Origin of the sequence: Rhodovulum sulfidophilum DSM 1374, from assembly GCF_001633165.1 — a bacterium.
Classification (GTDB): Bacteria; Pseudomonadota; Alphaproteobacteria; order Rhodobacterales; family Rhodobacteraceae; genus Rhodovulum; species Rhodovulum sulfidophilum.
This window is the reverse complement of sequence record NZ_CP015418.1, coordinates 2,102,514-2,125,177: the sequence shown is the minus strand read 5'-3', so window position 1 is coordinate 2,125,177 and position 22,664 is coordinate 2,102,514. Positions and strand designations below refer to the sequence as shown.

Below are 22,664 nucleotides of genomic sequence, written 5' to 3'. Positions count from 1 at the left end.
GATGCGGAAAGGCCTCGCCCGCCCGCCGGGCGCCGCTCCCATGACCACAGCCTGCGCCGCCCCGGCACCAGACGAAAGCCGACCGGCAGACAGATCCGCACGAATCCGACAGCCCGGGCGACATCGCCGCTTCCGATCCGCGGCCTGACGAACATCGCCGACCGCAGCGCAGAATGCGGGCCGGAGGCGCCGCAAGGCAGGGCATTGCAACTTTCGTCGTCATGCCGACATGTCTCTCCTGACTGGCACGAACGCGCCGCCCCCGCCCGAAGGCAGGGCATTCTGCACGGGCGCGGTTGGCCGCGACAGAAGGAAGACGTGAAGATGGGGCCGGAATGGCTTGAATTAAAAGAACTTTCACCCTACGAGGAAACGGTTGCCGCGATGGAGGCCAGAGCCGGGCAGATTGCGGCCGGACAGGCCCGCGAGGCGATCTGGCTGCTCGAACATCCGCCGCTCTACACCGCGGGCACCTCGGCGCGGCCCGAAGACCTTACCGATCCGGGCCGGTTTCCGGTCTACGAAACCCGGCGCGGCGGCCAGTTCACCTATCACGGGCCGGGCCAGAGGGTGGTCTATGTCATGCTCGATGTCGGGCGGCGCGGCCGTGACGTGCGCCGCTTCGTCTGGCAACTGGAGCAATGGGTGATCGAGACCCTCGCCGAATTCAATGTACGGGGCGAGCGGCGTGCGGGCCGGGTCGGGGTCTGGGTGGTGCGCCCCGATCTGCCGCCCGGGCCGTCGGGCGCGCCGCGCGAGGACAAGATCGCCGCCATCGGCGTGCGACTGCGGCGCTGGGTCAGCTTCCACGGGCTCTCGATCAATGTCGAGCCGGATCTCGGGCATTTCGACGGGATCGTGCCCTGCGGCATCCGCGGCCATGGCGTGACCAGCCTGGTCGATCTGGGGCTGCCGGTCACCATGGCCGATGTCGATGTCGCGCTGCGGCGCAGCTTCGACCGGGTCTTCGGGCCGCTGCCGCCCGAAGCCTCCTAGGCAGAGGGGCGCGCGGCGCGCGCCCCTGAAACCGTCAGGACCTGAAGGCGCGGGCCGAGATATCCTTCAGCGCGCCGGTTTCCTCGATAAGCAGCGAACGCCGGCCGCCCTCGGCCGCGGTCGGAGCGGTGCCCTTCAGATCCTGCAGCTCGCGCTCGAATTCCTCGGCCTTCAGCCGGAAAAAGCGCTGCGACAGGTCCTCATACATCTCTCGCGCGAGCAGCAGCCCCATCCCCACCGCCGTGAGGATGAAAAGCGGATGCTGGTAGATGAAGAGAAACGTGACCAGATGCACCGTGATCAAGGCCAGCGCGCCCGCGCGCAACAACAGCGCCGGCCAGTCTTCGGGTTTGACATTCTTCAGGTATCTCAGCATGGACCGATCCCCGCCTCCGTGTAAGTCTTCACGTTATCTGCCCTCGAGCCCGGGCGGAAGGGCATGCAGCCCCCTGCCTTTCCCCTTACGACGCCGTTTTCCGGATGGCCATGCGCGCACGCGACGCAAGGGGGGCCGCAGAGACGGGCCCTGACAGGACGCGGCCGCCCGCGGTCAGGACAGACGCTGACGCACCATCGGGCCGACGGCGGCGAAATCCATCCGGCCGGCATATCTGGCCTTCAGCTGCGCCATCACCCGGCCCATGTCGCGGATCGAATTGGCCTCGGTCTCGACGATCGCCGTGCCGATTGCCTCGTCGACCTCGTCCGCGGTCAGCTGACGCGGCAGATATTCCTCGATCACGGCGATCTCGGCACGTTCGCGTTCGGCCAGGTCGAGTCGCCCGCCCTCTTCATAGGCGCGTGCGCTTTCCTGTCGCTGCTTGACCATGCGGGCGAGGATGGCCAGCAGCTCGGCCTCGCTCACACCCTCTTCGGTATCGCCGGTACGGGCCGCGATGTCGCGGTCCTTGATCGCGGCATTGATCAGCCTCAGCGTTCCGAGCCGGTTCGCCTCCCTGTCCTTCATCGCCGCCTTGAGCGCCGCAGAAATGCGGGTGCGTAGGTCCATCGGCTGCCTCATCTCGTTTGCCAAGGTCAAGTTGGGCAAGATAAGGGCAGGACCGGACCCTGACAACCCGGGCAATATGACGCTAAATAACTGAATTTAAACCATTTTGCATTTTGCCGCTGGCTCTTGATTCTTCTTTGGCCTCGACCTAGTGTCCGGCCGACCAGCGCCCAGGAGATCCCGATGCCAGCCGCCACGCCTCACCCGACCGCCTGCCTGACCCTCGCCGACGGGACCGTCTTCTACGGCCATGGCTTCGGCGCCGTGGGCGAGACGGTGGCCGAGCTCTGCTTCAACACCGCCATGACCGGCTATCAGGAGATCATGACCGACCCTTCCTATGCGGGTCAGGTGGTGACCTTCACCTTCCCCCATATCGGCAATGTCGGCGTCAATCCCGACGATGACGAGACCGCCGATCCGGTGGCCGCGGGCATGGTGGTGAAATGGGACCCGACCGAGCCCTCGAACTGGCGCGCGGCCGATGCGCTGAAGGACTGGCTGGCCCGGCGCGGCCGGATCGGCATCGGCGGCATCGACACCCGGCGGCTGACCCGGGCGATCCGCCAGCAGGGCGCGCCGCATGTGGCGCTGGCCCATGATCCCGAGGGCAAGTTCGACATCGAGAAGCTGGTGGCCAAGGCGCGCGCCTGGTCCGGCCTGGTCGGGCTCGACCTGGCCAAGGATGTCACCTGCGCGCAAAGCTATCGCTGGGACGAGATGCGCTGGAGCTGGCCCGAGGGGCACGCGAAACGCACCGAGCCCGGCCACCGGGTCGTGGCCATAGACTATGGCGCCAAGCGCAACATCCTGCGCTGCCTGGCCTCGGCCGGCTGCGACGTGACCGTGCTGCCCGCCAGCGCCAGTGCCGAGGACGTGCTGGCGCTCGAGCCCGAGGGCGTGTTCCTGTCGAACGGTCCGGGCGATCCGGCGGCGACCGGCGAATACGCGGTGCCGATGATCCGCAAGATCCTCGACAAGGACGTGCCGCTGTTCGGGATCTGCCTCGGGCACCAGATGCTGGCCCTGGCGCTGGGGGCGAAGACCGTCAAGATGAACCACGGACATCACGGCGCCAACCACCCGGTGAAGGATCTCGAGACCGGCAAGGTCGAGATCACCTCGATGAATCACGGCTTCACCGTCGACAGCCAGACCCTGCCCGAGGGCGTCAAGGAAACCCATGTCTCGCTGTTCGACGGGTCGAATTGCGGCATCCGCATGACCGACCGCCCGGTCTTCTCGGTGCAATATCACCCCGAGGCGAGCCCGGGCCCGCAAGACAGCTATTACCTGTTCGAACGCTTCGCGGCCGCCATGGCCGACCGCAAGCAGGCCTGAACTGACGGGCGGGGGCTCCGGCCCCCCTGCCCTGCCCATTCCCGGGCCTCAGTCTTCCAGAAGCTCCAGCACCCGTTCGGGCGGGCGGCCCAGAACGGCACGGCCATCGGCCATCGCCAGCGGCCGCTCGATCAGCTTCGGATGCGCGGCCATGGCCGCGATCAGCACCTCGTCGGGCGCATCCCTGGCAAGCTCCAGCTCGGAGAATAGCGGCTCGCCGGTCCGCATCATGCCGATGGCGGGTCCGCCCAGCATGTCGAGAACCTCGCGCAGCTCCTTCTCGTTCGGCGGCACCTCGAGATAGCGCCGCACCTGGGGCTCGACGCCCCGCTCCTGCAGAAGCGCCAGAGCCGCGCGCGATTTCGAGCAGCGCGGATTGTGCCAGATCGCGATCGCCGTCATTCCCAGCCCCTCATTCCCAGTCCTTTCGTCCCGTGCCCACGGCCTCGGAGACATGGGCGAACCCGTCCCGCGCCAGCAGCCGGTCGAGCCCCTCGACGATGTCGCCCACGAGGCTCATGCCGCCATAGACCAGCGCGGTATAAAGCTGCAGCGCCGAGGCGCCCGCGCGGATCTTGGCATAGGCCTCCTCGGCCGAACCGACGCCGCCCACCCCGATCAGCGGCAATTGCCCGCCGGTCGCGGCCGACAGCCGGGCCAGAACCCGGGTCGAGCGCGCGAAGAGCGGCGCGCCAGACAGCCCGCCCGCCTGCCCGGCCCCGGCGCTTTTCAGCCCGGTCCGCGCCAGCGTGGTATTGGTGGCGACGATGCCCGAGACCCCGGCCTCCAGCGCCACGGCGGCAATGTCGTCGATCTCGGCATCGGTCAGATCCGGCGCGATCTTGAGGAAAACCGGAACGGGGCGGGAAAGTTCCGCCCGCGCCGCCATCACCCCCGCCAGCAGCGCCGCCAGCGCCTCGTGGCCCTGCAGATCGCGCAGCTTCTCGGTATTGGGCGACGAGACATTGACCGTGGCGAAATCGACATGCGCACCGCAGGCCCGCAGCACCGTGGCGAAATCGGCCGCCCGGTCGGGGCTGTCCTTGTTGGCGCCGAGGTTCAGCCCCACCGGCACGCCTGCGGGCCGCGCCGCCAGCCGGGCGCGGACCGCCTCCATGCCGTCATTGTTGAAGCCGAAGCGGTTGATCGCGGCCCGGTCCTCGATCAGCCGGAACAGCCGCGGCCGCGGATTGCCGGGCTGCGGCCGGGGCGTCGCGGCGCCGACCTCGAGAAAGCCGAAGCCCGCCCGCATCAGCGGTCCCAGCGCCACCGCGTTCTTGTCGTAACCTGCCGCCAGCCCCACCGGGTTGGGCAGCGAAAGCCCGGCCAGATCGGTGGCCAGCCGCGAGCTGGTGAGTTGCCCCGGCAGCGGCACGAGCCCGCGCCGCAGCGCCGTCAGCGACAGCGCATGGGCGCGTTCCGGCTCGATCCGGTGAAACACCGCCAGCCCCACCCGTTCAAGCGGCGTCATATCACCCCCTCGGGAAAGATATGCCCGGTCGCGCCCAGCGGCAGCGACTTGTCCCAGACCAGATCGGCAAGTCGGAGCTCACGGTAAAGATGCGGGAACAGGGCGCCGCCGCGCGAGGGTTCCCATTTCAGGTCGGGCCCCAGCCTGTCGGCCTCGACCGCGACCAGAACCAGGTCGCTTTCGCCCGCAAAGTGCTTCTCGGCGGTGCCGGCCACCTGCCCGGCGGTCGAGAGATGGATGAAGCCATCGGCCAGATCGACCGGCGCGCCGCGACTGGCGCCCCGCTCGCGGAGCGCATCCCATTCGGCGCGTCGGAAAATCTTGTAGATCAGCATGCGCCCGACATGCCCCCTGCCGCGCCCCGGGTCAAGCGCGGGGGGCTTTGACAGCCCGTCCGAACCGCGCCAATCTGGCCCGCGTCAACCATATGGAGCCCCGGACCGATGACCATGCGCATCCTCTTCCCGGCAGCGGCGCTGGCGCTGCTGGCCGGTACGGCGCAGGCCGATTTCGCGCTGACCCTGCTGCACACCAATGATGTGCATGCCCGGCTGGAACCGATCTCGAAATACGATTCGGACTGCCCCGAGGAAGACAACCTGGCCGGCGCCTGTTTCGGCGGCACGGCACGGCTCGCGACCGCCATCGCCGCCGCCCGGGCCGAGGGCGGGCCGATGCTGCTGCTGGATGCGGGCGACCAGTTCCAGGGCACGCTGTTCTACAGCTATTACAAGGGCAAGGCCGTGGCCGAGATGGTCAACCGGCTGGGCTATGACGCGATGGCCGTCGGCAATCACGAATTCGACGACGGTCCCGAGGGGCTGGCCGATTTCGCCGCCCGGGTGACGATGCCGCTCTTGATGGCCAATGCCGATCTGTCGGCCGAACCGCTGCTGAGGGACGCGATCCTCAAATCGACGGTGATCGAGGTGGCGGGCGAGAGGATCGGCGTGATCGGCCTCACCCCGCAGGGCAATCCTGACCTCGCGAGCCCCGGCCCCGATATCGTCTTCACCGATCCGGTCGGGGCGGCGCAGGCCGAGGCCGACCGCCTCACCGCCGAGGGCATCGACAAGATCGTCCTGCTCAGCCATTCGGGCCATGAGACCGACAAGCGGATCGCGGCCGAAACCACCGGCATCGACGTGATCGTCGGCGGCCACAGCCATACCCTGCTGTCGAATACCGATGCGGCGGCGGCTGGCCCCTACCCGACCATGCTGGGCCGGACCGCCATCGTGCAGGCCTATGCCTATGGCCGGTATCTCGGCCGGGTCGATCTGGTTTTCGACGATGCGGGCGGGCTGGTCTCGGCCGGGGGCGACCCGATCCTGCTCGACGCCTCGGTCGCCGAGGATGCGGAGATCAAGGCCCGCATCGCGGAGCTTGCCAAGCCGCTGGAAGAGATCCGCCAGAACGTGGTGGCCGAGACGACGGCCCCGATCGACGGCGATCGCGGCTCCTGCCGCGCGGGCGAATGCGCGATGGGCAATCTGGTGGCCGAGGCGATGCTCGACCGGGTGCGCAGCCAGGGCATCCAGGTCGCGATCCAGAATGGCGGCGGCCTGCGGGCCTCGATCGACGAGGGGCCGGTGACGATGGGCGAGGTGCTGACGGTTCTGCCGTTCCGGAACACGCTGTCGACCTTCCATGTCAGCGGCGCGACGCTGCGCGCGGCGCTCGAGCACGGGCTGGGTCTGGCCGAAGAGGGCGCGGGCCGCTTCCCGCAGGTCGCGGGGCTGCGGTTCATCTGGGCCCCCGGCGCCGAGCCCGGCCAGCGGCTGCGCAAGGTCGAGGTGAAGGAGGGCACCGACTGGGAGCCCCTCGATCCCGACAAGAGCTATGGACTCGTATCGAACAACTATGTCCGGAACGGGGGCGACGGCTACACCATGTTTCTCGACGCCCGCGAGGTCTATGATTTCGGCCCCGACCTTGCCGATGTCACGGCCGAGTACCTGGCCCGGAACACGCCCTATGCACCGGAGACCGACGGCCGCATCGCCGCCGAGTGATCCCCCGGGGCCTTCCCCCCGGGGGCCGGGGGTACCCCTGGCGATCTTCCGGGTTGAACTTGCCGCCCGTGACGGGTTCAACGGGCCGAGCCCGCCCGCCGGAGAGCCGCGATGCCCGACCCCCGCCCTGTTCCGCCCGTTCCGGGCCCGTCCGCCCTGCCCGGGGCGACCGGGGTTCTGGTCGCGGGCGCGGGCTTTGCCGGGCTGACCGCGGCCATCGAGGCGCGGCTTTGCGGGGCCGAGGTGACGCTGATCGACCCGGCCCCGATGCCTCTTTGGGGCGGAAACACGCGCCATTCGCGCAACATCCGCCTCGCCCATGACAGCGAGACCCGCTGGCAGCGCGGCAGCTATCCCGCGGCCGAGTTCACGGCCGATATACAAAAGCTCGTGCCCTCCGATACCGGGCTTGCGGGCGTTCTGGCACGGGGCTCGGCGGATCTCGGGCCCTGGCTGGCGGCAAGGGGCGTCGCCTTCGAGCCCTGGGACGAGGGCAACCTGCCCTTCTCGCGCCGCACCGCCTTCTTTCGCGGCGGCGGTCAGGCGCTGAGCCATGCCTTGCTGCGCGCGGCCGGGCAGCTGGGCGTCCGGATCGCAAGCGGCCGGATCGAGGCGCTGCCGCCCGACTGGGCCGAGGACCGGCCGCTTTGCCTGACCGTGCAGACAGCGGACGGGCAGCACAGCCTTCAGGCAGAGGCGCTGGTGCTGGCCACGGGCGGCTATGGCGCGAACCCGGACGAGATGATCCGCCATCTCGGCCCGGGCGCGGCCGCCTTCGCCAATCGCGGCACGCCGCATCAGGACGGCGCGCCGCTGCTGTGGCTGATGGCGCATGGCGCGGCCACGGTCGGGCGTCCGGGCGACGGCCATCTGGTCGCCGTCGATGCGCGCGCGGCCGCAAGCGATGCCGGCATCGTCAGCCGCGCCGACGGGATGCAGTTCGGCCTCGTCGTCGATGCCGCGGGGCACCGGTTCCGCGACGAGGGGGCGGATGTCGGATCGGCCCGCTATTCGGTCTGGGGCCGGGCGCTGGCAGAGCGCGCCGATCCGTGCGCCTGGCTGATCCTCGATGCCGGGGGCGCGGCCCGGCTGCCGCCGCTGCTTTACCCGCCGCTCACCGCCGAAAACCCGGCCGATCTTGCGAGGCTTTGCGACATCGAGCCCGGGGGGCTTGCCGCGACACTGGAGGCCCTCGCCGCGCATCTGGACCGCGGCACCCCGTTTGAGCCGCCCAGAAGCCGCCCCGAGGGCGTGCCCTTCGCCCCGCCGCTCCGGCCGCCCCTCGCCGCGATTCCGCTGCGGCCGGGGCTTACCTTCACCCGCCACGGGGTCGCGGTCGACGCAACCGCCCGGATAAGGCTTGCCGAGGGCGGAAGTGCGCATCGGGTCTTTGCCGCGGGCGCCTCGATGGCGGGCGCGCTGCTGGGCCAGGGCTACCTTTCGGGAAGTGCGCTGGCCATCGGCGGCGTCTTCGGCCGGATCGCCGGGGCGGGTGCCGCCAGCCTCGCAGATCATGGCGTCGGCCAGGCAGGCCCCGCCACCGACAAACTGCGTCAGGCCTCCGCGGTTCCGGCCCTCCAGCCCGCACCGCCACAACCTGCCGCCCCCGCCTCCGAGCCCGAGCCCGAGCCCTGGGACGAAGCCGCCCGCGCGCTGAACATCTGCAATACCTGCGGCTTCTGTACCGGGCTCTGCGCGGTCTTTCCGGCGGCCCGGTTGCGCCCGGCGCTGGGGGCGGGCGATCTGCGCCACCTGGCCCATCTCTGCCATGACTGCCGCTCCTGCCATTACGACTGCCAATATGCCCCGCCCCATGCGCTGGCGGTGAACCTGCCCGCCGCGCTGGCCGAGGCGCGGGCGGCCGATTACGCCGCCCGCCTGCCCGCGCGGCTGCCGCAGGCGGTCTTCCTGCTCTGCCTTCTCGGCCTGCCGCTCATGGCCCTTCTGGCGATCCCGCCCGAGAGGCTCTTTGCCGCCGGAGCCGCGCCGGGCGCCTTTTACGAGGTGATCCCGCATGCCCTCATGGCGGGCGGCGCGGGCCTGGCTTTCGGCGGCGCGGCGCTGGTGCTGGCGATCCGGCTCTGGCGGTTCTGGCGCCAGACCGCAGGCCCTGCCGCGCAGCCGGGCATCCGCCCTTTGGCCCGCGGGCTCGGCGCGGCGCTGCGGCTTACCAATCTCGGCGGGGCTCGCGGCTGCGACGGGCCGCGGGGCCCGACCGGCCCGGCGCGGCGGATCTTCCATCACCTGCTGGCGGGCGGGTTCGTGCTGACCGGGCTGGCGACGCTGGCCGGGGCCGTGCTTCACGCCGGGGGCGAGATCGCGCCCTATCCGCTGGCCTCGGCCCCGGTCGCGCTTGGCACGCTGGGCGGCATCGCGATGCTGGCGGGGCTTGCGGGCCTCTCGCATCGGCGCAAGCGGGCCGACCGCCGCCCCGCCTCGGCCCGGATGGAGGCCGCCGACCGGGACCTGAGGCGGGCGCTGGGCATTGTCGCGGGCTCGGGGCTGGCACTGCTGGCCCTGCGCGACGGCCCGGCGATGGGGCTGATGCTGGCGCTGCATCTGGGCGCGGTGCTGGGGCTCGCGCTGGCGCTGCCCTTCGGCAAGCTCTCGCACGGGGCCTATCGCAGCCTCGCGCTGATCCGCCATGCCGCCGAGCGCGCGGCCCGGCCAGGGGCCCGCAAATGAGCCCCGCCGCAGAGCCCCCCGCCGGGGCCTTCGCCCGCGCATCGCGCTTGACAAGCGCGCGGCATGAAGGGCATGAACCGCCGCGCTGGTGCCCGTCAGTTGACGGGTGAAAAGGGAATGCGCCAGAGGCATCCGGCCTTCAAGCGCAGCCGCCCCCGCGACCGTGACCGGAGAGGCCGCCCGCTGCCACTGCCCATTCGGGCCGGGAAGGCAGGGCCGCCGCCGAAGGCCCCCCGCCTTCGAGATCCGCAAGCCGGGAGACCTGCCAGCCCGAACGACGTGAACCGGACGGGGTGTTCCGGTGTCGGGTCCGGCTTCGGCTCTGCCCGCCCCCGCCCTTGTCCCCCGACCCCGTGGGGCCCGACGATGAGTGTTTCCGTTTCCTGCCGCCGCCTCCTTTGCCGCCGGGGCCGCCCGGCATGAGCGCGCCCGAGCCCGCCGCGGTCGAGCTTCTGGTCTGCACGACCTGCAAGCGCCGCCAGCCCGCCGACCCCGATGCCCCCCGCCCCGGAAGCCTGCTTCACGACGCCGTCCGGACCCATGGCCTGCCCGAGGGCGTGCGCCTCGTCCCCGTCGAATGCCTCTCGGCCTGTTCCTCGGGCTGCACCGTGGCGCTGAGGGGGCCCGGCCGCTGGACCTATGTCTATGGCAATCTCGACGAGACGACCGGCGCGTCCATCATCGCCGAGGGCGCCCGCGCCTATCGCGACGCGCCGGACGGGCTTGTGCCCTGGCGCCAGCGCCCCGAGCATTTCCGCAAGAACTGTATCGCCCGTATCCCGCCCATGGAGGCCCTTAAATGACCGATCTCGCCAAGCTTCCCGTCACCGTCGTCACCGGCTTTCTCGGCTCGGGCAAGACCACGCTGATCCGCCATCTGATGCAGAATGCGGGCGGCCGCCGCCTGGCCGTCCTGGTCAATGAATTCGGCGATGTCGGCGTCGATGGCGAGATCCTGAAGGGCTGCGCCTTGCCCGACTGCCCGGCCGAGAACGTGGTGGAACTGGCCAATGGCTGCATCTGCTGCACCGTGGCCGACGAGTTCATCCCGACCATGGAGGCGCTCTTGCAACTCGAGCCGCGCCCCGACCATATCCTGATCGAGACCTCGGGGCTGGCGCTGCCGAAACCTCTGCTGAAGGCCTTCGAATGGCCCGCGATCCGCTCGCGCATCACCGTCGACGGGGTGATCGCGGTCGCCGATGCCGAGGCCGTGGCCGCGGGCCGCTTCGCGCCGAATGTCGCCGCCGTCGATGCCCAGCGCGCGGCCGATGACAGCCTCGATCACGAGACCCCGCTGTCGGAGGTCTTCGAGGACCAGATCGCCTGCGCCGATATCGTGCTCCTGACCAAGCCCGATCTGGCCGGGCCCGAAGGCGTGGCCGCCGCCCGTGCCGCGGTCGAGGCCGAGGCGCCGCGCAAGCTGCCCGTGGTCGAGGTGACCGAGGGCGCGGTCGATCCGCGGGTGATCCTGGGGCTTGGCGCGGCCGCCGAAGACGATCTCGACGCCCGGCCCAGCCATCACGACAACGGCGCCGAGCATGACCATGACGAATTCGAAAGCGTGGTGATCGAGCTGCCCGAACAGGACGCGCCCGAGGCGCTGGCCGCCCGGATCGAAGCGCTGGCGCGCAGCCAGAACATCCTGCGGGTGAAGGGCCATGTCGCGGTCGCGGGCAAGCCGATGCGTCTGCTGGTGCAGGCGGTGGGCGCGCGGGTGCGGCATCAGTTCGACCGGCCCTGGGCCCCGGACGAGACCCGCTCCACCCGGCTTGTGGTGATCGCCGAGCATGACGATATCGACGAGGGCGCGATCCGTGCGGCCCTGAGCGCCTGAGGCCCCGCAGATGCATGTCGTCTTCCGCGAAAGCCACGGGCTCGAGGAAACCGCCGTTCCGACGGATCTGGGTCAGGACCCGGCCGATCTGGCGGTGCTGTCCTTTTCCGACAGCGATCTCGGGGCCTTCGCGGCGGGCTGGCATCGGGGCGGCGGCTCCGAGGGCCGGATGCCGACGCTGCGGCTTGCCAATCTGGCGGCGCTGCTCCATCCGCTCTCGGTCGATACCTATGCCGAACGCACGCTGTCGGGCGCGAAGGGCATCCTGATCCGGCTGATCGGCGGGCGCGCCTATTGGGAGTACGGACTGACCCAGATCGAGGCGCTGGCCCGCGCGCACGGCATCGCGCTGGCCGTCCTGCCCGCCGACGGCCGCCCCGATCCCCGGCTCGACGCCGCCTCGACCCTGCCGGTCTCGACGCTCAGGCGCCTGTCCGAGCTCTGCGACGAGGGCGGCGCGGTCGCGGCCCAGGCAGCGCTTGCGCAGCTTGCGCTGGCCGCCGGGCTTTACGCGGCCCCGGTGATCGGCACCAAGACCGTGCCCGAAATGGGCGCCTGGAGCCCCGAGGGCGGCGCCGTGCCCGCGCCCGACCTGTCGCCGGTGGATGCCCCCCGGATCGTCCTGACCTTCTACCGGGCCTATGTCACCGCCGCCGATCTCGGGCCCATCGAGGCGCTTTTCAAAGCGTTCCGGGCCCGCGGCTGCGCTGTCACCGGGCTGTTCGTGCCCTCGCTGAAGGCGCCCGAGGCGGCGCGCTGGCTGGCCGGGCAGATCGCGGCCCTCGCCCCCGCCGCCATCGTCAACGCCACCGCCTTTTCCGGCAAGGGCGAGGATGGCACATCGCCGCTCGATGCCGCCGAGGCGCCGGTCTTCCAGGTGGCGCTGTCCTCGGCCCCCGAAACCGCCTGGGCCGAGGCCGAGCGCGGGCTCTCGCCGGCCGATCTTGCCATGCATGTGGTCCTGCCCGAGGTCGATGGCCGGATCTTCGCCGGCGTCGCCTCGTTCAAGGAGGCGGGCGCGCGCGACCCCGGCCTGCAATTCGCCCGTATCGCCCACCGGCCCCATCCCGCGCGGATCGCGGCCATCGCCGATCGGGTGATGGCCTGGCTGGGCCTCGCCCGGACGCCGCTGGCCGGGCGCCGCCCGGCGCTGGTGCTTTCGACCTATCCCGGGCGGCCCTGGCAGATGGCGCATGCGGTCGGGCTCGACGCGCTGGCCTCGGCCGAGGCGGTGCTGGAGGATCTGGCCCGCGCCGGGCTGCCCGGCGCCCCTGCGGAAGAACTGACCGGCGATCTGGCCGAAACCCTCGGCCGCGAGACCCTGAGCTGGCCGCTGCCAGAATACGAGGCGGCGCTGGCCGCCCTGCCCGCCCCCCTGCGTGACGCCCTGTCGGATGTCTGGGGCGCGCCCGAGGCCGATCCCGCCTGCCGCGACGGGGCCTTTCATTTCGCGGCGACCCGGCGCGGCGCGGCGCTGGTCGCGCTCCAGCCCGAGCGCGGCACGCCCGAGGCCCGCGAGGGCGACTATCACGACCTGTCGCGGGTGCCGCGCCATGGCTATGTCGCCTTCTATCTGTGGCTGCGCCGCGCCATGGGCTGCGATGCGCTGATCCATATGGGCGCCCATGGCACGCTGGAATGGCTGCCCGGCAAGGCGGTGGCGCTGTCTGAGGCCTGCTGGCCCGAGGCGCTGATCGGCGACATGCCGGTGATCTATCCCTTCATCGTCAACGACCCGGGCGAAGCCGCGCAGGCCAAGCGCCGGATCGGTGCCGTGACACTGGGCCATCTGCCGCCACCGCAGCGGCAGGCCGGCGGGTCCGAACGGCTGGCACGGCTCGAGACGCTGCTCGACGAGTTTTCCAATGCCGACGGGCTCGACCCGCGCCGTCGTGACCGGCTGATGGCCGATATCCGCGCCGAGGCGCAGGCGCTGGGTGTCGAGGCCGATCTGGGGCTGGAACCGGGCCTGTCGCCCGCCGAGGCCATCACCCGCATCGACCGCTTCGTCTGCGACGTCAAGGAAAGCCAGTTCGGCGACGGGCTGCATGTCTTCGGCCGCCCCCCCGAAACGCCTGCCGAAGCATGGTCCGGGGCAGGAACCGAAGCGGGAAGCGGCTTCGACACCGCCCCTTCCGTCGCGGCCGAAAGCGCCGCCCTTCTCGGTGCCCTGCAGGGCGCCCCGGTCGCGCCCGGCCCCTCGGGCTCGCCCTGGCGCGGGCGGCGGGACGTGCTGCCCACCGGGCGCAACCTCTTCACCACCGATCCGCGCGCGGTGCCGACGCGGTCGGCCCATGCCCAGGGCGTGCGGCTGGCCGAGGATCTGGTGCGCCGCCATCTGCAGGACCATGGCGACTGGCCCCGGCAGCTGGTGGTCGATCTCTGGGGCTCGGCCACCATGCGCACCGCGGGCGAGGACTTCGCGATGGCGCTGCACCTGCTGGGCGTGAAGCCGGTCTGGGACGAGGGCACCGAGCGCGTCTCGGGCATCGAGGTGCTGCCCGTCGCCATGCTCGAACGGCCACGGCTCGACGTGACGCTGCGGGTCTCGGGGCTGTTCCGCGATGTCTTCCCCTCGCTCTCGGCGCTGTACCAGCAGGCCATCCGCGCACTTTCCCAGCGCGACGAGGCCGCCGACTGGAACCCCTATGCCGGCCGCCCCGAGACCCCGCGCGTCTACGGCCCCGCGCCGGGGATCTACGGGATCGGTATGGACATGCCCGAGCCGACCGAGGCCGGACGGCAGGCGGCCGGCGCCGCCTGGCTTGCCGCCAGCGCCTGGGCGCTCGACGGGGCCGAGGCACGGCGCGACGCCCAGGGCATCCGCGACCGGGTGGCCGGGGCCCAGGCCTTCGTCCATGCCCAGGACCTGCCCGAGACCGACCTGCTGCTGGCGGTCGATTATGCCCGGCACGAGGCGGGCTTTGCCGCGGCCCAGGACGTGACGGGAAGCGAGGCAGGCGGCCGCGCCGCGCTTTATCATCTGGACAATACCGATCCGGCCCGGCCCCGCACCCGGACCCTGACCGAGGAGATCGCCCGCGTCGTCCGTGCCCGGGCCACCCACCCGGCCTGGCTGGCGGGCATGCAGCGCCACGGCTTTCGCGGCGCGGCCGAGATCGCCGCGACGCTGGACCACATGGCGGCCTTCGCGCGTCTGGCGGGGGTCGTGCCCGATCACCTTTTCGATCTCTATTTCGATGCCACGCTGGGCGATCCGGGCTTGACGACCTTCCTCGAAGAGGCCAACCCGCAGGCGCTCGCGGCGATGCGGGCCGAATTCGCGGCGCTGGCACGGGACGGGCTCTGGCAGACCCGCAGGAACTCGATCGCCGCCGCGCTGACAGATCTGGAGACACCGAATGCCTCATGAGTACGAAAAGGACGGCGCGGCGATCTACCTGCAATCCTTCGCCACGATCCGGGCCGAGGCCGATCTGGCACGTTTCGATGCCGACGAGGAACAGGTGGCCGTCAGGATGATCCATGCCGCGGGCATGGTCGAGCTGGCGCCCCATATCCGGTTTTCGTCGGGCTTCGTGCCCGCCGCCCGCGCCGCGCTGGAAGGCGGGGCGTCGATCCTCTGCGATGCGCGGATGGTGTCGGAAGGCGTCACCCGCAAGCGCCTGCCCGCAAACAACGAAATCCTCTGCACCTTGCAGGCCGAGGGCATCGCCGCGCGCGCCGCAGCCATGGGCAATACCCGCTCGGCCGCCGCGCTGGAGCTGTGGCGCCCCCATCTTGCCGGGGCGGTCGTGGCCATCGGCAATGCGCCGACCGCGCTTTTCCATCTGCTGAACATGCTGGAAGACCCCGCCTGCCCGCGCCCGGCCGCCATCATCGGCTGCCCCGTGGGCTTCGTCGGCGCGGCCGAGTCGAAGGACGCGCTCTGGGCCGGGCAGCCGGTGCCCTGCTGCATCGTCGAGGGCCGCCTCGGCGGCAGCGCCATCACCGTCGCCGCCATCAACGCCATCGCAAGCCGACAGGAATGACCATGGCCACCGTCTACGGTCTGGGGCTGGGCCCCGGCGATCCCGATCTGATGACCGTCCGCGCCGACCGGCTGCTGCGCGGCGCCCGCCATGTCGCCTTCTTCCGCAAGGCGGGCTGCGAAGGAAAGGCCCGCTCGATCGTGGCCGATCTGATCCCCGAGGGCGCGACCGAACACCCGATGGAATACCCGGTCACCACCGAGATCCCCTTCGACGATCCGCGCTACAACGAGATCCTCGCGGCCTTCTATGCCGACAGCACCGCGCGGCTGAAGGCGCTGGCCGAGGCCGGCGAGGACGTGGTCGTGCTTTGCGAGGGCGACCCGTTCTTCTACGGCTCGTTCATGCATCTCTATACCCGGCTCAAGGACGATGTCGCGGTCGAGGTGGTGCCCGGCATCACCGGCATGTCGGCAGCCTGGACCGCCTCCGGCGCGCCGATCACCTGGGGCGATGACGTGATGTCGGTCCTGCCCGGCACCCTGCCCGAAGAGGTTCTGGTCCGGGGCATCAAGGCCGCCGATGCGGTGGTGGTGATGAAGATGGGCCGCCATCTGGGCAAGCTGCGCCGCGCGCTTTTGCTGGCGGGCCGGGCCGAGGATGCCTGGATCGTCGAATATGCCGCGATGCCGGGCCAGACCGTGACCCGGCTTGCCGACTATCCCGGCCGGACCGCCCCCTATTTCTCGATAGTTCTGGTCCATGGCCAGGGGCGGCGGCCATGACCGGCTGGGTCGCCATCGCAGGCCTCGGCCCGGGCGCCGAGGCGCTGGTCACGCCCGAGGTCACCGCAACGCTGGCCGAGGCCACCGACGTGGTCGGCTACATCCCCTATGTGGCCCGGGTCGCGGAACGTCCGGGGCTGACGCTGCATGCCTCGGATAACCGGGTCGAGCTCGACCGCGCCCGCCACGCGCTGGAGATGGCGGCCGGGGGTCGCCGGGTGGTGGTGGTCTCGTCGGGCGATCCGGGCGTCTTCGCCATGGCCGCCGCCGTCTTCGAGGCGCTGGAGGCGGGCGCGCCCGAATGGGGCGATCTCGACATCCGGGTCCTGCCCGGCATCACCGCGATGCTGGCCGCCGCCGCCCGCGCCGGTGCCCCCTTGGGCCATGATTTCTGTGCGATCAACCTGTCGGACAATCTCAAGCCCTGGGCCCTGATCGAAAAGCGCCTCCGGCTGGCGGCCGAGGCCGATTTCGCCATGGCCTTCTACAACCCGCGCTCGAAGGCGCGCCCCGAGGGCTTTGCCCGGGTGCTCGAGCTGCTGCGCGAGGCCTGCGGCGACGACCGCCCGGTGATCTTCGCCCGCGCCGTCTCGACCCCGGAGGAAAGGCTGACCGTGGTGCCCCTGACCGAGGCCCGGCCCGAGATGGCCGACATGCGGACCGTGGTGCTGGTCGGCTCCTCGCTGACCCGGGTGTTGCGGGACGGCGCGCGGCCGCTGGTCTACACCCCCAGATCCGCCCCGGAATGAGCCAGCCAACCCAATACCTCGTCGGGCCGGGCCAGCTCCCGCCTTGCGGGCAGCGCGGGCCGGTCGATCATCAGGACCGGCAAACCCAGCGCCCGGGCCGCATCGATCTTGGCGCGCGCGCCCGTGCCGCCCGCGTTCTTCGAGACCACCAGTTCGGTGCCATGCCCTTCCATCAGCGCGCGGTCATCCGCTTCGGTGAACGGCCCGCGCGAGACGATGACCTCCGCCTGCGGCAAGGGCAGCGGGGCGTTCGGCCGATCGACCAGGCGCAGCAGGTAACGGTGCTGGGGCTGGGCCGCGAAGGCCTGAAGATGCATCCGCCCCACGGCCAGGAACACCCGCCGGGCCGGGCCGGCCAGCGCCCCGACCGCGCCCGCGATATCGGCCACATGGCGCCAGTCGTCGCCGGGCTGCGGTGTCCAGGCCGGACGGGTCAGCGCGACCAGCGGCAGGCCCAGCGCGGCACAGGCAGAGGCCGCGTTCCGGCTCATCTGGGCGGCGAAGGGATGGGTCGCGTCGATCACATGGGTCACACCCTCGGCGCGCAGATAGGCGATCAGGCCCGCCACGCCGCCAAAGCCGCCCACCCGCATCGGGATCGGCTGGGCCCTGGGGTTTTCCACCCGGCCAGCCAGCGACAGGGTCGCCCTTATGCCGGTTCCGGCCAGCCGGGCGGCCAGCGCGGTCGCCTCGGTGGTGCCGCCAAGGATCAGAAGGGTGGGATGCATGGCTGAGACTCCGTGGCTGACCATCGTGGGCGTGGGCGAAGATGGCCCGGACGGGCTGCCGCCTGCAAGCCGTCGCGCGCTGGAGGCCGCCGAAATCGTCATGGGTCCGGCCCGCCATCTGGCGCTTTTGCCGGATCTCGCGGCCGAGCGCATCGAATGGCCGGTGCCCTTCGCCGACGGGCTGCCGATCCTGCAGGGTCTGCGCGGGCGCAGGGTCGCGGTACTGGCCTCGGGCGATCCGTTCTGGTTCGGCGCGGGCAGCGTGATCGCGCGGCATTTCGCGCCCGGGGACTGGCACGCCCTGCCCGGGCCCTCGGTCTTTTCGCTCGCGGCGGCGCGGCTTGGCTGGCGGCTGGAGACGACCCGTTGCGCGGGGCTGCATGCCGCGCCCTTCGCCCGGCTGCGGCCGGATCTGGCCCCCGGCAGCCGGGCCATCGTGACCCTGAAGGACGGCGCGGCGGTGGCCGAGTTTGCGGCCTTCCTGACCGGAGCGGGCTTCGGCGACAGCCGCCTGCATGTGCTGGAAGCCCTCGGCGGCCCGCGCGAGCGCATCCGCGAGACGACCGCCCGCGCCATGGACCTGACCGGCATCGCCCATCCGGTCGCCGTGGCGCTGGAACTGGCGGGCGAGGGCCCCGCGATCCCCGCCGCCTCGGGCTGGCCCGACGCCTTCTTCGACAATGACGGACAGATCACCAAGCGCCCCATGCGCGCGCTGACGCTCTCGGCGCTGGCGCCGCTGCCGGGCGAGCATCTGTGGGATATCGGCGGCGGCTCGGGCTCGATCTCGATCGAATGGCTGGCGCGGCATCCGCGGATGCAGGCCACCGCGATCGAGGTCGATCCCGAGCGCGCCCGGCGCATCGCGGCCAATGCCGCCGCCCTCGGGGTCGAGCGGCTGCGCATCGTCACCGGCCGCGCCCCCGAGGCGCTGGACGGGCTTGCCGCCCCCGATGCGGTCTTCGTCGGCGGCGGGCTCTCGCAAGAGCTGCTGCAGGCGCTGTGGGACCGGCTCGCCCCCGGCACCCGGATCGTCGCCAATGCGGTCACGCTCGAATCGGAAGCGCTGCTGGCCCTGTGGCACGCCGCCCATGGCGGCGAGCTGCTCCGGATCGAGCTGGCCGAGGCCCGGCCTCTGGGCCGCAAACGCGGCTGGCGCGCGGCCTATCCGGTGGTGCAATGGACGGCAAGGCGGTGAGGGTCGCGGGCTTCGGCTTTCGCGCCGCCGCGACCGAGGCGAGCCTGGCCGACGCGCTGGACCGCGCGGGCGGCCCGGCGGGGCTGACGGCGCTTGCCGTCCCGGCCGACAAGGCGGGCGCGGCCGGGATCGCCGCATTGGCCGCACGGCTTGCCCTGCCGCTATGCCCGGTCGCCGGGGCCGAGCTGACACGCCCCGCCACCCCGACCCGCTCGGCGCACAGCCTCGCCCATCGCGGCACCGGATCGGTCGCCGAAGCCGCAGCCCTTGCCGCCTGTGGCGAGGGGGCTCGCCTTCTGGCCCCGCGCAGGGTATCGAACGACCGGATGTCCACCTGCGCCATCGCAACGAAAGACCTGCCATGACCGTCCATTTCATCGGCGCCGGGCCCGGCGCCCCCGATCTTCTGACCCTGCGCGGCCGCGACCTGATCGCCGCCTGCCCGGTCTGCCTTTATGCCGGATCTCTGGTCCCCGAAGAGATCCTCGGCCATTGCCCCGAGGGCGCGCGGATCGTGAACACCGCGCCGCTGGATCTCGATGCCATCATCGCCGAATGCAAGCGCGCCCATGAGGCCGGGCAGGACGTCGCCCGGCTGCATTCCGGCGACCTGTCGGTTTGGTCGGCCATGGGCGAGCAGATCCGGCGGCTGAAGACCCTGGGCATCCCGGTCAGCGTGACCCCGGGCGTGCCCTCCTTTGCCGCCGCCGCCGCCGCGCTCGGGACCGAGCTGACCCTGCCGGGCCTGGCCCAGTCGGTGGTCCTGACCCGGACGCCCGGCCGTGCCTCCTCGATGCCCGAGGCCGAGAGCCTTGCCAATTTCGCCGCCACCGGCGCGACGCTGGCCATTCACCTCTCGATCCACAACCTCGCCAAGGTGGTCGCCGATCTTGTCCCGCATTACGGCGCGGACTGCCCCGCCGCCATCGTCTACCGCGCCAGCTGGCCCGACCAGCAGATCCTGCGCGGCACGCTCGGCACGCTGGAAGCGGCCCTGCCCGAGGCCATCGAGCGCACCGCGCTGATCCTTGTCGGCCGCAGCCTCGGGGCCGAAGGCTTCGACGAAAGCTGCCTTTACGATCCCGATTACGACCGCCGGTTCCGGCCGCGCTCTGCCCGGGCGGGCAGCGATGGCTGAGAGACCGCCGGGTCTGGTGATCGCGGCGCCCGCCTCGGGCAGCGGCAAGACCACCGTCACGCTGGGGCTCTTGCGGGCCTTCCGCGCGGCGGGTGTTGCCGTGCAGCCTTTCAAGAACGGCCCCGATTACATCGACCCGGCCTTCCATGCCCGTGCCTCGGGACGGGCCTCCTACAATCTCGACCCTTGGGCGATGGGCGAGGGCCTGCTGGCGACATTGGCGGCCGAGGGCCATGGCGCCGATCTGGTGATCGCCGAGGGCGCGATGGGGCTTTACGACGGCACCCTCACGCGCGGCGTCGCGGGCCATGGCTCCAGCGCCGAACTGGCGCGGCGCTTCGGCTGGCCGGTGGTGCTGGTGATCGATGTCTCGGGGCAGGCGCAATCGGCGGCGGCGGTGGCCCATGGCTTTGCCCGCCACCCCGAAGCGCCCCCCGTCGCGGGCGTGATCCTGAACCGCGTCGCGGGCGCCCGCCACGAGGCGATGATCCGCCCCGAGATGGACCGTCTCGGCATCGCGGTCCTGGGCGCCCTGCCCCGCCGCCCCGACCTGACCCTGCCCGAGCGCCATCTGGGTCTCGTTCAGGCGGGCGAGCAGGCCGATCTCGAGGCCCGGATCGAGGCCATCGGCCGCTTTGTCGCGGAGCATGTCGAGCTTGACGCACTGCGCGCCGCCGCACGTCCGGGCCCCGAGGCGCTGCCGGGCCCGTGGCCCGCGCCCCCGGCCCAACGCATCGCGCTGGCCCGCGATGCCGCGTTTTCCTTCGCCTATCCGCATCTCCTGGAAGGCTGGCGCCGGGCAGGGGCCGAGATCCTGCCCTTCTCGCCGCTGGCCGACGAGGCGCCCGACGAGGGCGCCGATCTGGTCTGGCTGCCCGGCGGCTATCCCGAGCTGCATGCGGGCCGGATCGCCGCTGCCACGCGGTTTCTCGACGGCCTCCGCGCCCATGCCGAAACCCGGCCCGTCCATGGCGAATGCGGCGGCTACATGGTGCTGGGCGAGGCGCTGATCGACAAGGATGGCAGCCGGCATCAGATGGCGGGGCTTCTGGGCCTTGCGACCAGCTTCGAGAGCCGCCGCCTGCATCTGGGCTATCGCCGGGCCGAGCTTCTGGCACCGATGCCGGGTCATGCCCCCGGCACCCGGCTGCTGGGCCATGAATTCCACTATTCGACGATCCTTGCCCAGCCCGACGCGGCGCTTGCCCGCGTCACCGATGCCAATGGCACGGAGGTGGCCGAGACCGGATCGCGGCGCGGCCCCGTGACGGGCAGCTTCTTTCACATGATCGCGGAGGACCCAAGATGAGCGGTTTCGTGAGCTTCGTGAGTTCCGGTCCCGGCGATCCCGAGCTGCTGACGCTGAAGGCGGTCGACCGGCTGTCAAAGGCCGATGCGGTGCTGTTCGACGATCTCTCTTCGGGGCCGATCCTGGGCCATGTCCGGCCCGGCGCGGACCTCGTCGGCGTCGGCAAGCGCGCGGGCCGGGCCTCGCCCAGGCAGGACCATGTCAGCCGCCTGCTGGTCGATTACGCCGCCTCGGGACAGCGCGTGGTGCGGCTCAAATCGGGCGATTCCGGCCTGTTCGGACGGCTCGAAGAGGAAATCACCGCGCTGCGGGCGGCCGGTATCGGCTATGAGGTCATCCCCGGCGTCACCTCGGCCTGCGCGGCGGCAGCGGCGGCGGGCATCCCGCTGACCCGGCGGCTGACCGCGCGGCGGATCCAGTTCGTGACCGGCCATGACGTGACCGGCCACCTGCCGCGCGACATCGACATCGCCGCACTTGCCGACGAACATGCGACGACCGTCGTCTACATGGGCAAGCGCACCTTCCCGGATCTGGCCGAGACATTGATCGCGCGCGGCCTGCCCGCGGACACCCCCGCGCTTCTGGCCGAGGGCGTGGGCACCCCCGAGCAGGCCCTGACCCGGACCACCGTCGCGGGGCTGGCGGCGATGCTCACTGAGGGTCCCGGCTCGGCCGCGCCGGGGCTGATCCTGTTCGGACCGCTGGTCGAGGAGCCCGAGAATGCATGAGCTTTTCCTGATCGGCATCGGCACCGGCAATCCCGATCATGTGACCTTCCAGGCCGCCGAGGCGATCCGGGGCGCCGATCTGATCCTGATCCCGCGCAAGGGCGCCGACAAGGCCGACCTCGCCGATCTGCGCCGCCAGATCTGCGCGCGGGTCCTTGGCGAGGACGCAAGCGAGCGGATCGCCGAATTCGACCTGCCCGTTCGCGATGCCTCGGGCGATTACCGCGCGGGCGTGCTGGACTGGCACGACGCCATTGCCGGGGTCTGGACCGACACGGTCGCCGCGGCCAGCCCCGCCCCGCGGAAGGTGGCGCTGCTGATCTGGGGCGATCCCTCGCTTTATGACAGCTCGCTCCGGATCGCGGCACGGCTGTCACCCGCGCCCAGGATCACCGTCATCCCGGGCATCACCGCGATCCAGGCGCTGTGCGCCGCCCATCGCATCCCCCTGAACGAGATCGGCGCGCCGGTCGTCATCACCACCGGGCGGCAGATCCGCGATCATGGCTGGCCCGAGGGCGCCGATACGGTCGTGGCGATGCTGGATGGCGGCTGCGCCTTCCAGAGCCTCGCCCCCGAGGGCATCCGGATCTGGTGGGGCGCCTATCTGGGCATGGCGGAGGAAATCGCCATCGCCGGGCCGCTGGCCGAGGCCGGCCCCGAGATCCTGAAGACCCGCGAAGAGGCCCGCGCCCGACATGGCTGGCTGATGGACATCTACCTGATGCGGCGGGGCTGAA

At 71.4% G+C, this 22,664-nt stretch carries 22 protein-coding genes and 1 riboswitch; of the genes, 16 read left to right on the top strand and 6 right to left on the bottom strand.

The features are described 5' to 3' along the window. The first annotated feature begins 324 nt into the window (after positions 1-324). On the top strand, positions 325-996 hold the full coding sequence (lipB, locus tag A6W98_RS10065) for a lipoyl(octanoyl) transferase LipB (RefSeq protein WP_042461051.1): 672 nt from the start codon (positions 325-327) through the stop codon (positions 994-996). A 34-nt stretch (positions 997-1,030) separates the two neighbouring features. Here lipB and A6W98_RS10060 read toward each other — a convergent pair whose 3' ends face one another. After that, positions 1,031-1,372, bottom strand: a complete 342-nt coding sequence (locus A6W98_RS10060) for a hypothetical protein (protein ID WP_042461049.1) — start codon at positions 1,370-1,372, stop codon at positions 1,031-1,033. 174 nt (positions 1,373-1,546) lie between these two features. Then, on the bottom strand, positions 1,547-2,005 hold the full coding sequence (locus tag A6W98_RS10055) for a GatB/YqeY domain-containing protein (protein WP_042461046.1): 459 nt from the start codon (positions 2,003-2,005) through the stop codon (positions 1,547-1,549). A gap of 183 nt (positions 2,006-2,188) precedes the next feature. Between A6W98_RS10055 and carA the strand changes: the two genes are divergently transcribed. After that, complete coding sequence (gene carA, locus A6W98_RS10050) at positions 2,189-3,346, top strand: glutamine-hydrolyzing carbamoyl-phosphate synthase small subunit (protein WP_042461043.1); 1,158 nt, start codon at positions 2,189-2,191, stop codon at positions 3,344-3,346. 48 nt (positions 3,347-3,394) lie between these two features. Here carA and arsC read toward each other — a convergent pair whose 3' ends face one another. Genes arsC through A6W98_RS10035 form a run of 3 tightly spaced genes read right to left on the bottom strand, consistent with a single transcriptional unit; the run spans position 3,395 to position 5,152 of the window. After that, entirely contained in the window at positions 3,395-3,748 is a 354-nt protein-coding gene (arsC, locus tag A6W98_RS10045; RefSeq protein WP_042461040.1) for an arsenate reductase (glutaredoxin), read from the bottom strand. Between the two features lie 10 nt (positions 3,749-3,758). Continuing rightward, a complete protein-coding gene (locus tag A6W98_RS10040) occupies positions 3,759-4,817 on the bottom strand; it encodes a quinone-dependent dihydroorotate dehydrogenase (RefSeq protein WP_042461037.1) in 1,059 nt (352 codons plus the stop codon). Next, positions 4,814-5,152 (bottom strand): DUF952 domain-containing protein, encoded by a 339-nt coding sequence (locus A6W98_RS10035; RefSeq protein WP_042461034.1) that lies wholly within the window; start codon positions 5,150-5,152, stop codon positions 4,814-4,816. Before A6W98_RS10035 ends, A6W98_RS10040 begins: the two co-directional genes overlap by 4 nt. Before the next feature lie 108 nt (positions 5,153-5,260). Here A6W98_RS10035 and A6W98_RS10030 point away from each other — a divergent pair, with 108 nt between their 5' ends. The 8 genes from A6W98_RS10030 to cobJ all read left to right on the top strand — a co-directional run bounded on the left by A6W98_RS10030 (position 5,261) and on the right by cobJ (position 16,820). Next, positions 5,261-6,832 (top strand): bifunctional metallophosphatase/5'-nucleotidase, encoded by a 1,572-nt coding sequence (locus A6W98_RS10030; protein WP_042461031.1) that lies wholly within the window; start codon positions 5,261-5,263, stop codon positions 6,830-6,832. 111 nt (positions 6,833-6,943) lie between these two features. Further along, positions 6,944-9,517: an FAD-dependent tricarballylate dehydrogenase TcuA gene (tcuA, locus tag A6W98_RS21045; protein ID WP_155734768.1), complete on the top strand. Its 2,574-nt coding sequence runs from the start codon at positions 6,944-6,946 to the stop codon at positions 9,515-9,517. Positions 9,518-9,586: 69 nt separating this feature from the next. Then, a riboswitch (cobalamin riboswitch) is annotated at positions 9,587-9,801 on the top strand. A gap of 135 nt (positions 9,802-9,936) precedes the next feature. After that, complete coding sequence (locus tag A6W98_RS10020) at positions 9,937-10,320, top strand: DUF1636 family protein (protein WP_042461028.1); 384 nt, start codon at positions 9,937-9,939, stop codon at positions 10,318-10,320. Beyond that, complete coding sequence (gene cobW / locus A6W98_RS10015; RefSeq protein WP_042461025.1) at positions 10,317-11,354, top strand: cobalamin biosynthesis protein CobW; 1,038 nt, start codon at positions 10,317-10,319, stop codon at positions 11,352-11,354. The genes A6W98_RS10020 and cobW overlap by 4 nt, the downstream gene beginning before the upstream one ends. Positions 11,355-11,364: 10 nt before the next feature. Then, complete coding sequence (gene cobN, locus A6W98_RS10010) at positions 11,365-14,727, top strand: cobaltochelatase subunit CobN (protein WP_042461022.1); 3,363 nt, start codon at positions 11,365-11,367, stop codon at positions 14,725-14,727. Beyond that, on the top strand, positions 14,717-15,346 hold the full coding sequence (locus tag A6W98_RS10005) for a precorrin-8X methylmutase (protein ID WP_042461019.1): 630 nt from the start codon (positions 14,717-14,719) through the stop codon (positions 15,344-15,346). Before cobN ends, A6W98_RS10005 begins: the two co-directional genes overlap by 11 nt. Beyond that, positions 15,343-16,071: a precorrin-2 C(20)-methyltransferase gene (gene cobI, locus A6W98_RS10000; protein WP_042461016.1), complete on the top strand. Its 729-nt coding sequence runs from the start codon at positions 15,343-15,345 to the stop codon at positions 16,069-16,071. The genes A6W98_RS10005 and cobI overlap by 4 nt, the downstream gene beginning before the upstream one ends. After that, on the top strand, positions 16,068-16,820 hold the full coding sequence (gene cobJ / locus A6W98_RS09995) for a precorrin-3B C(17)-methyltransferase (protein WP_042461013.1): 753 nt from the start codon (positions 16,068-16,070) through the stop codon (positions 16,818-16,820). Before cobI ends, cobJ begins: the two co-directional genes overlap by 4 nt. Here cobJ and A6W98_RS09990 read toward each other — a convergent pair. Next, positions 16,793-17,548: a cobalt-precorrin-6A reductase gene (locus A6W98_RS09990; protein WP_042461010.1), complete on the bottom strand. Its 756-nt coding sequence runs from the start codon at positions 17,546-17,548 to the stop codon at positions 16,793-16,795. The two genes, cobJ and A6W98_RS09990, sit on opposite strands and share 28 nt — an antisense overlap. Between A6W98_RS09990 and A6W98_RS09985 the strand changes: the two genes are divergently transcribed. From A6W98_RS09985 to cobF, 6 genes are read left to right on the top strand one after another with little or no spacing between them, the layout of a single operon-like run. Then, a complete protein-coding gene (locus A6W98_RS09985; RefSeq protein WP_042461007.1) occupies positions 17,547-18,746 on the top strand; it encodes a bifunctional cobalt-precorrin-7 (C(5))-methyltransferase/cobalt-precorrin-6B (C(15))-methyltransferase in 1,200 nt (399 codons plus the stop codon). The two genes, A6W98_RS09990 and A6W98_RS09985, sit on opposite strands and share 2 nt — an antisense overlap. After that, positions 18,728-19,111 carry a cobalamin biosynthesis protein gene (locus tag A6W98_RS09980; RefSeq protein WP_319801162.1) on the top strand — a complete coding sequence of 128 codons (384 nt, stop codon included), beginning with the start codon at positions 18,728-18,730 and terminating at the stop codon, positions 19,109-19,111. Before A6W98_RS09985 ends, A6W98_RS09980 begins: the two co-directional genes overlap by 19 nt. Beyond that, the gene (cobM, locus tag A6W98_RS09975; RefSeq protein WP_042461004.1) at positions 19,108-19,884 is read left to right on the top strand and encodes a precorrin-4 C(11)-methyltransferase; all 777 of its coding nucleotides are present in this window, start codon (positions 19,108-19,110) and stop codon (positions 19,882-19,884) included. The genes A6W98_RS09980 and cobM overlap by 4 nt, the downstream gene beginning before the upstream one ends. Then, positions 19,877-21,193 carry a cobyrinic acid a,c-diamide synthase CobB gene (locus A6W98_RS09970; protein WP_042461002.1) on the top strand — a complete coding sequence of 439 codons (1,317 nt, stop codon included), beginning with the start codon at positions 19,877-19,879 and terminating at the stop codon, positions 21,191-21,193. Before cobM ends, A6W98_RS09970 begins: the two co-directional genes overlap by 8 nt. Further along, positions 21,190-21,924 (top strand): uroporphyrinogen-III C-methyltransferase, encoded by a 735-nt coding sequence (gene cobA / locus A6W98_RS09965; protein ID WP_042461000.1) that lies wholly within the window; start codon positions 21,190-21,192, stop codon positions 21,922-21,924. Before A6W98_RS09970 ends, cobA begins: the two co-directional genes overlap by 4 nt. Beyond that, positions 21,917-22,663 carry a precorrin-6A synthase (deacetylating) gene (gene cobF / locus A6W98_RS09960; protein WP_042460997.1) on the top strand — a complete coding sequence of 249 codons (747 nt, stop codon included), beginning with the start codon at positions 21,917-21,919 and terminating at the stop codon, positions 22,661-22,663. The genes cobA and cobF overlap by 8 nt, the downstream gene beginning before the upstream one ends. The last annotated feature ends 1 nt before the right edge of the window (position 22,664 follow it).

What these genes read in the sequence shown, in the direction of transcription:
- A6W98_RS09980 (WP_319801162.1), top strand. Translation starts at nt 18,728, where the DNA reads ATGGACGGCAAGGCGGTGAGGGTCGCGGGCTTCGGCTTTCGCGCCGCC.
- tcuA (WP_155734768.1), top strand. Translation starts at nt 6,944, where the DNA reads ATGCCCGACCCCCGCCCTGTTCCGCCCGTTCCGGGCCCGTCCGCCCTG.
- A6W98_RS10040 (WP_042461037.1), bottom strand. Translation starts at nt 4,817, where the DNA reads ATGACGCCGCTTGAACGGGTGGGGCTGGCGGTGTTTCACCGGATCGAG.
- A6W98_RS10030 (WP_042461031.1), top strand. Translation starts at nt 5,261, where the DNA reads ATGACCATGCGCATCCTCTTCCCGGCAGCGGCGCTGGCGCTGCTGGCC.
- cobW (WP_042461025.1), top strand. Translation starts at nt 10,317, where the DNA reads ATGACCGATCTCGCCAAGCTTCCCGTCACCGTCGTCACCGGCTTTCTC.
- cobF (WP_042460997.1), top strand. Translation starts at nt 21,917, where the DNA reads ATGCATGAGCTTTTCCTGATCGGCATCGGCACCGGCAATCCCGATCAT.
- cobI (WP_042461016.1), top strand. Translation starts at nt 15,343, where the DNA reads ATGACCATGGCCACCGTCTACGGTCTGGGGCTGGGCCCCGGCGATCCC.
- cobA (WP_042461000.1), top strand. Translation starts at nt 21,190, where the DNA reads ATGAGCGGTTTCGTGAGCTTCGTGAGTTCCGGTCCCGGCGATCCCGAG.
- cobM (WP_042461004.1), top strand. Translation starts at nt 19,108, where the DNA reads ATGACCGTCCATTTCATCGGCGCCGGGCCCGGCGCCCCCGATCTTCTG.
- A6W98_RS09970 (WP_042461002.1), top strand. Translation starts at nt 19,877, where the DNA reads ATGGCTGAGAGACCGCCGGGTCTGGTGATCGCGGCGCCCGCCTCGGGC.
- A6W98_RS10055 (WP_042461046.1), bottom strand. Translation starts at nt 2,005, where the DNA reads ATGGACCTACGCACCCGCATTTCTGCGGCGCTCAAGGCGGCGATGAAG.
- A6W98_RS10005 (WP_042461019.1), top strand. Translation starts at nt 14,717, where the DNA reads ATGCCTCATGAGTACGAAAAGGACGGCGCGGCGATCTACCTGCAATCC.
- carA (WP_042461043.1), top strand. Translation starts at nt 2,189, where the DNA reads ATGCCAGCCGCCACGCCTCACCCGACCGCCTGCCTGACCCTCGCCGAC.
- A6W98_RS10020 (WP_042461028.1), top strand. Translation starts at nt 9,937, where the DNA reads ATGAGCGCGCCCGAGCCCGCCGCGGTCGAGCTTCTGGTCTGCACGACC.
- A6W98_RS10035 (WP_042461034.1), bottom strand. Translation starts at nt 5,152, where the DNA reads ATGCTGATCTACAAGATTTTCCGACGCGCCGAATGGGATGCGCTCCGC.
- cobJ (WP_042461013.1), top strand. Translation starts at nt 16,068, where the DNA reads ATGACCGGCTGGGTCGCCATCGCAGGCCTCGGCCCGGGCGCCGAGGCG.
- arsC (WP_042461040.1), bottom strand. Translation starts at nt 3,748, where the DNA reads ATGACGGCGATCGCGATCTGGCACAATCCGCGCTGCTCGAAATCGCGC.
- cobN (WP_042461022.1), top strand. Translation starts at nt 11,365, where the DNA reads ATGCATGTCGTCTTCCGCGAAAGCCACGGGCTCGAGGAAACCGCCGTT.
- lipB (WP_042461051.1), top strand. Translation starts at nt 325, where the DNA reads ATGGGGCCGGAATGGCTTGAATTAAAAGAACTTTCACCCTACGAGGAA.
- A6W98_RS09985 (WP_042461007.1), top strand. Translation starts at nt 17,547, where the DNA reads ATGGCTGAGACTCCGTGGCTGACCATCGTGGGCGTGGGCGAAGATGGC.
- A6W98_RS10060 (WP_042461049.1), bottom strand. Translation starts at nt 1,372, where the DNA reads ATGCTGAGATACCTGAAGAATGTCAAACCCGAAGACTGGCCGGCGCTG.
- A6W98_RS09990 (WP_042461010.1), bottom strand. Translation starts at nt 17,548, where the DNA reads ATGCATCCCACCCTTCTGATCCTTGGCGGCACCACCGAGGCGACCGCG.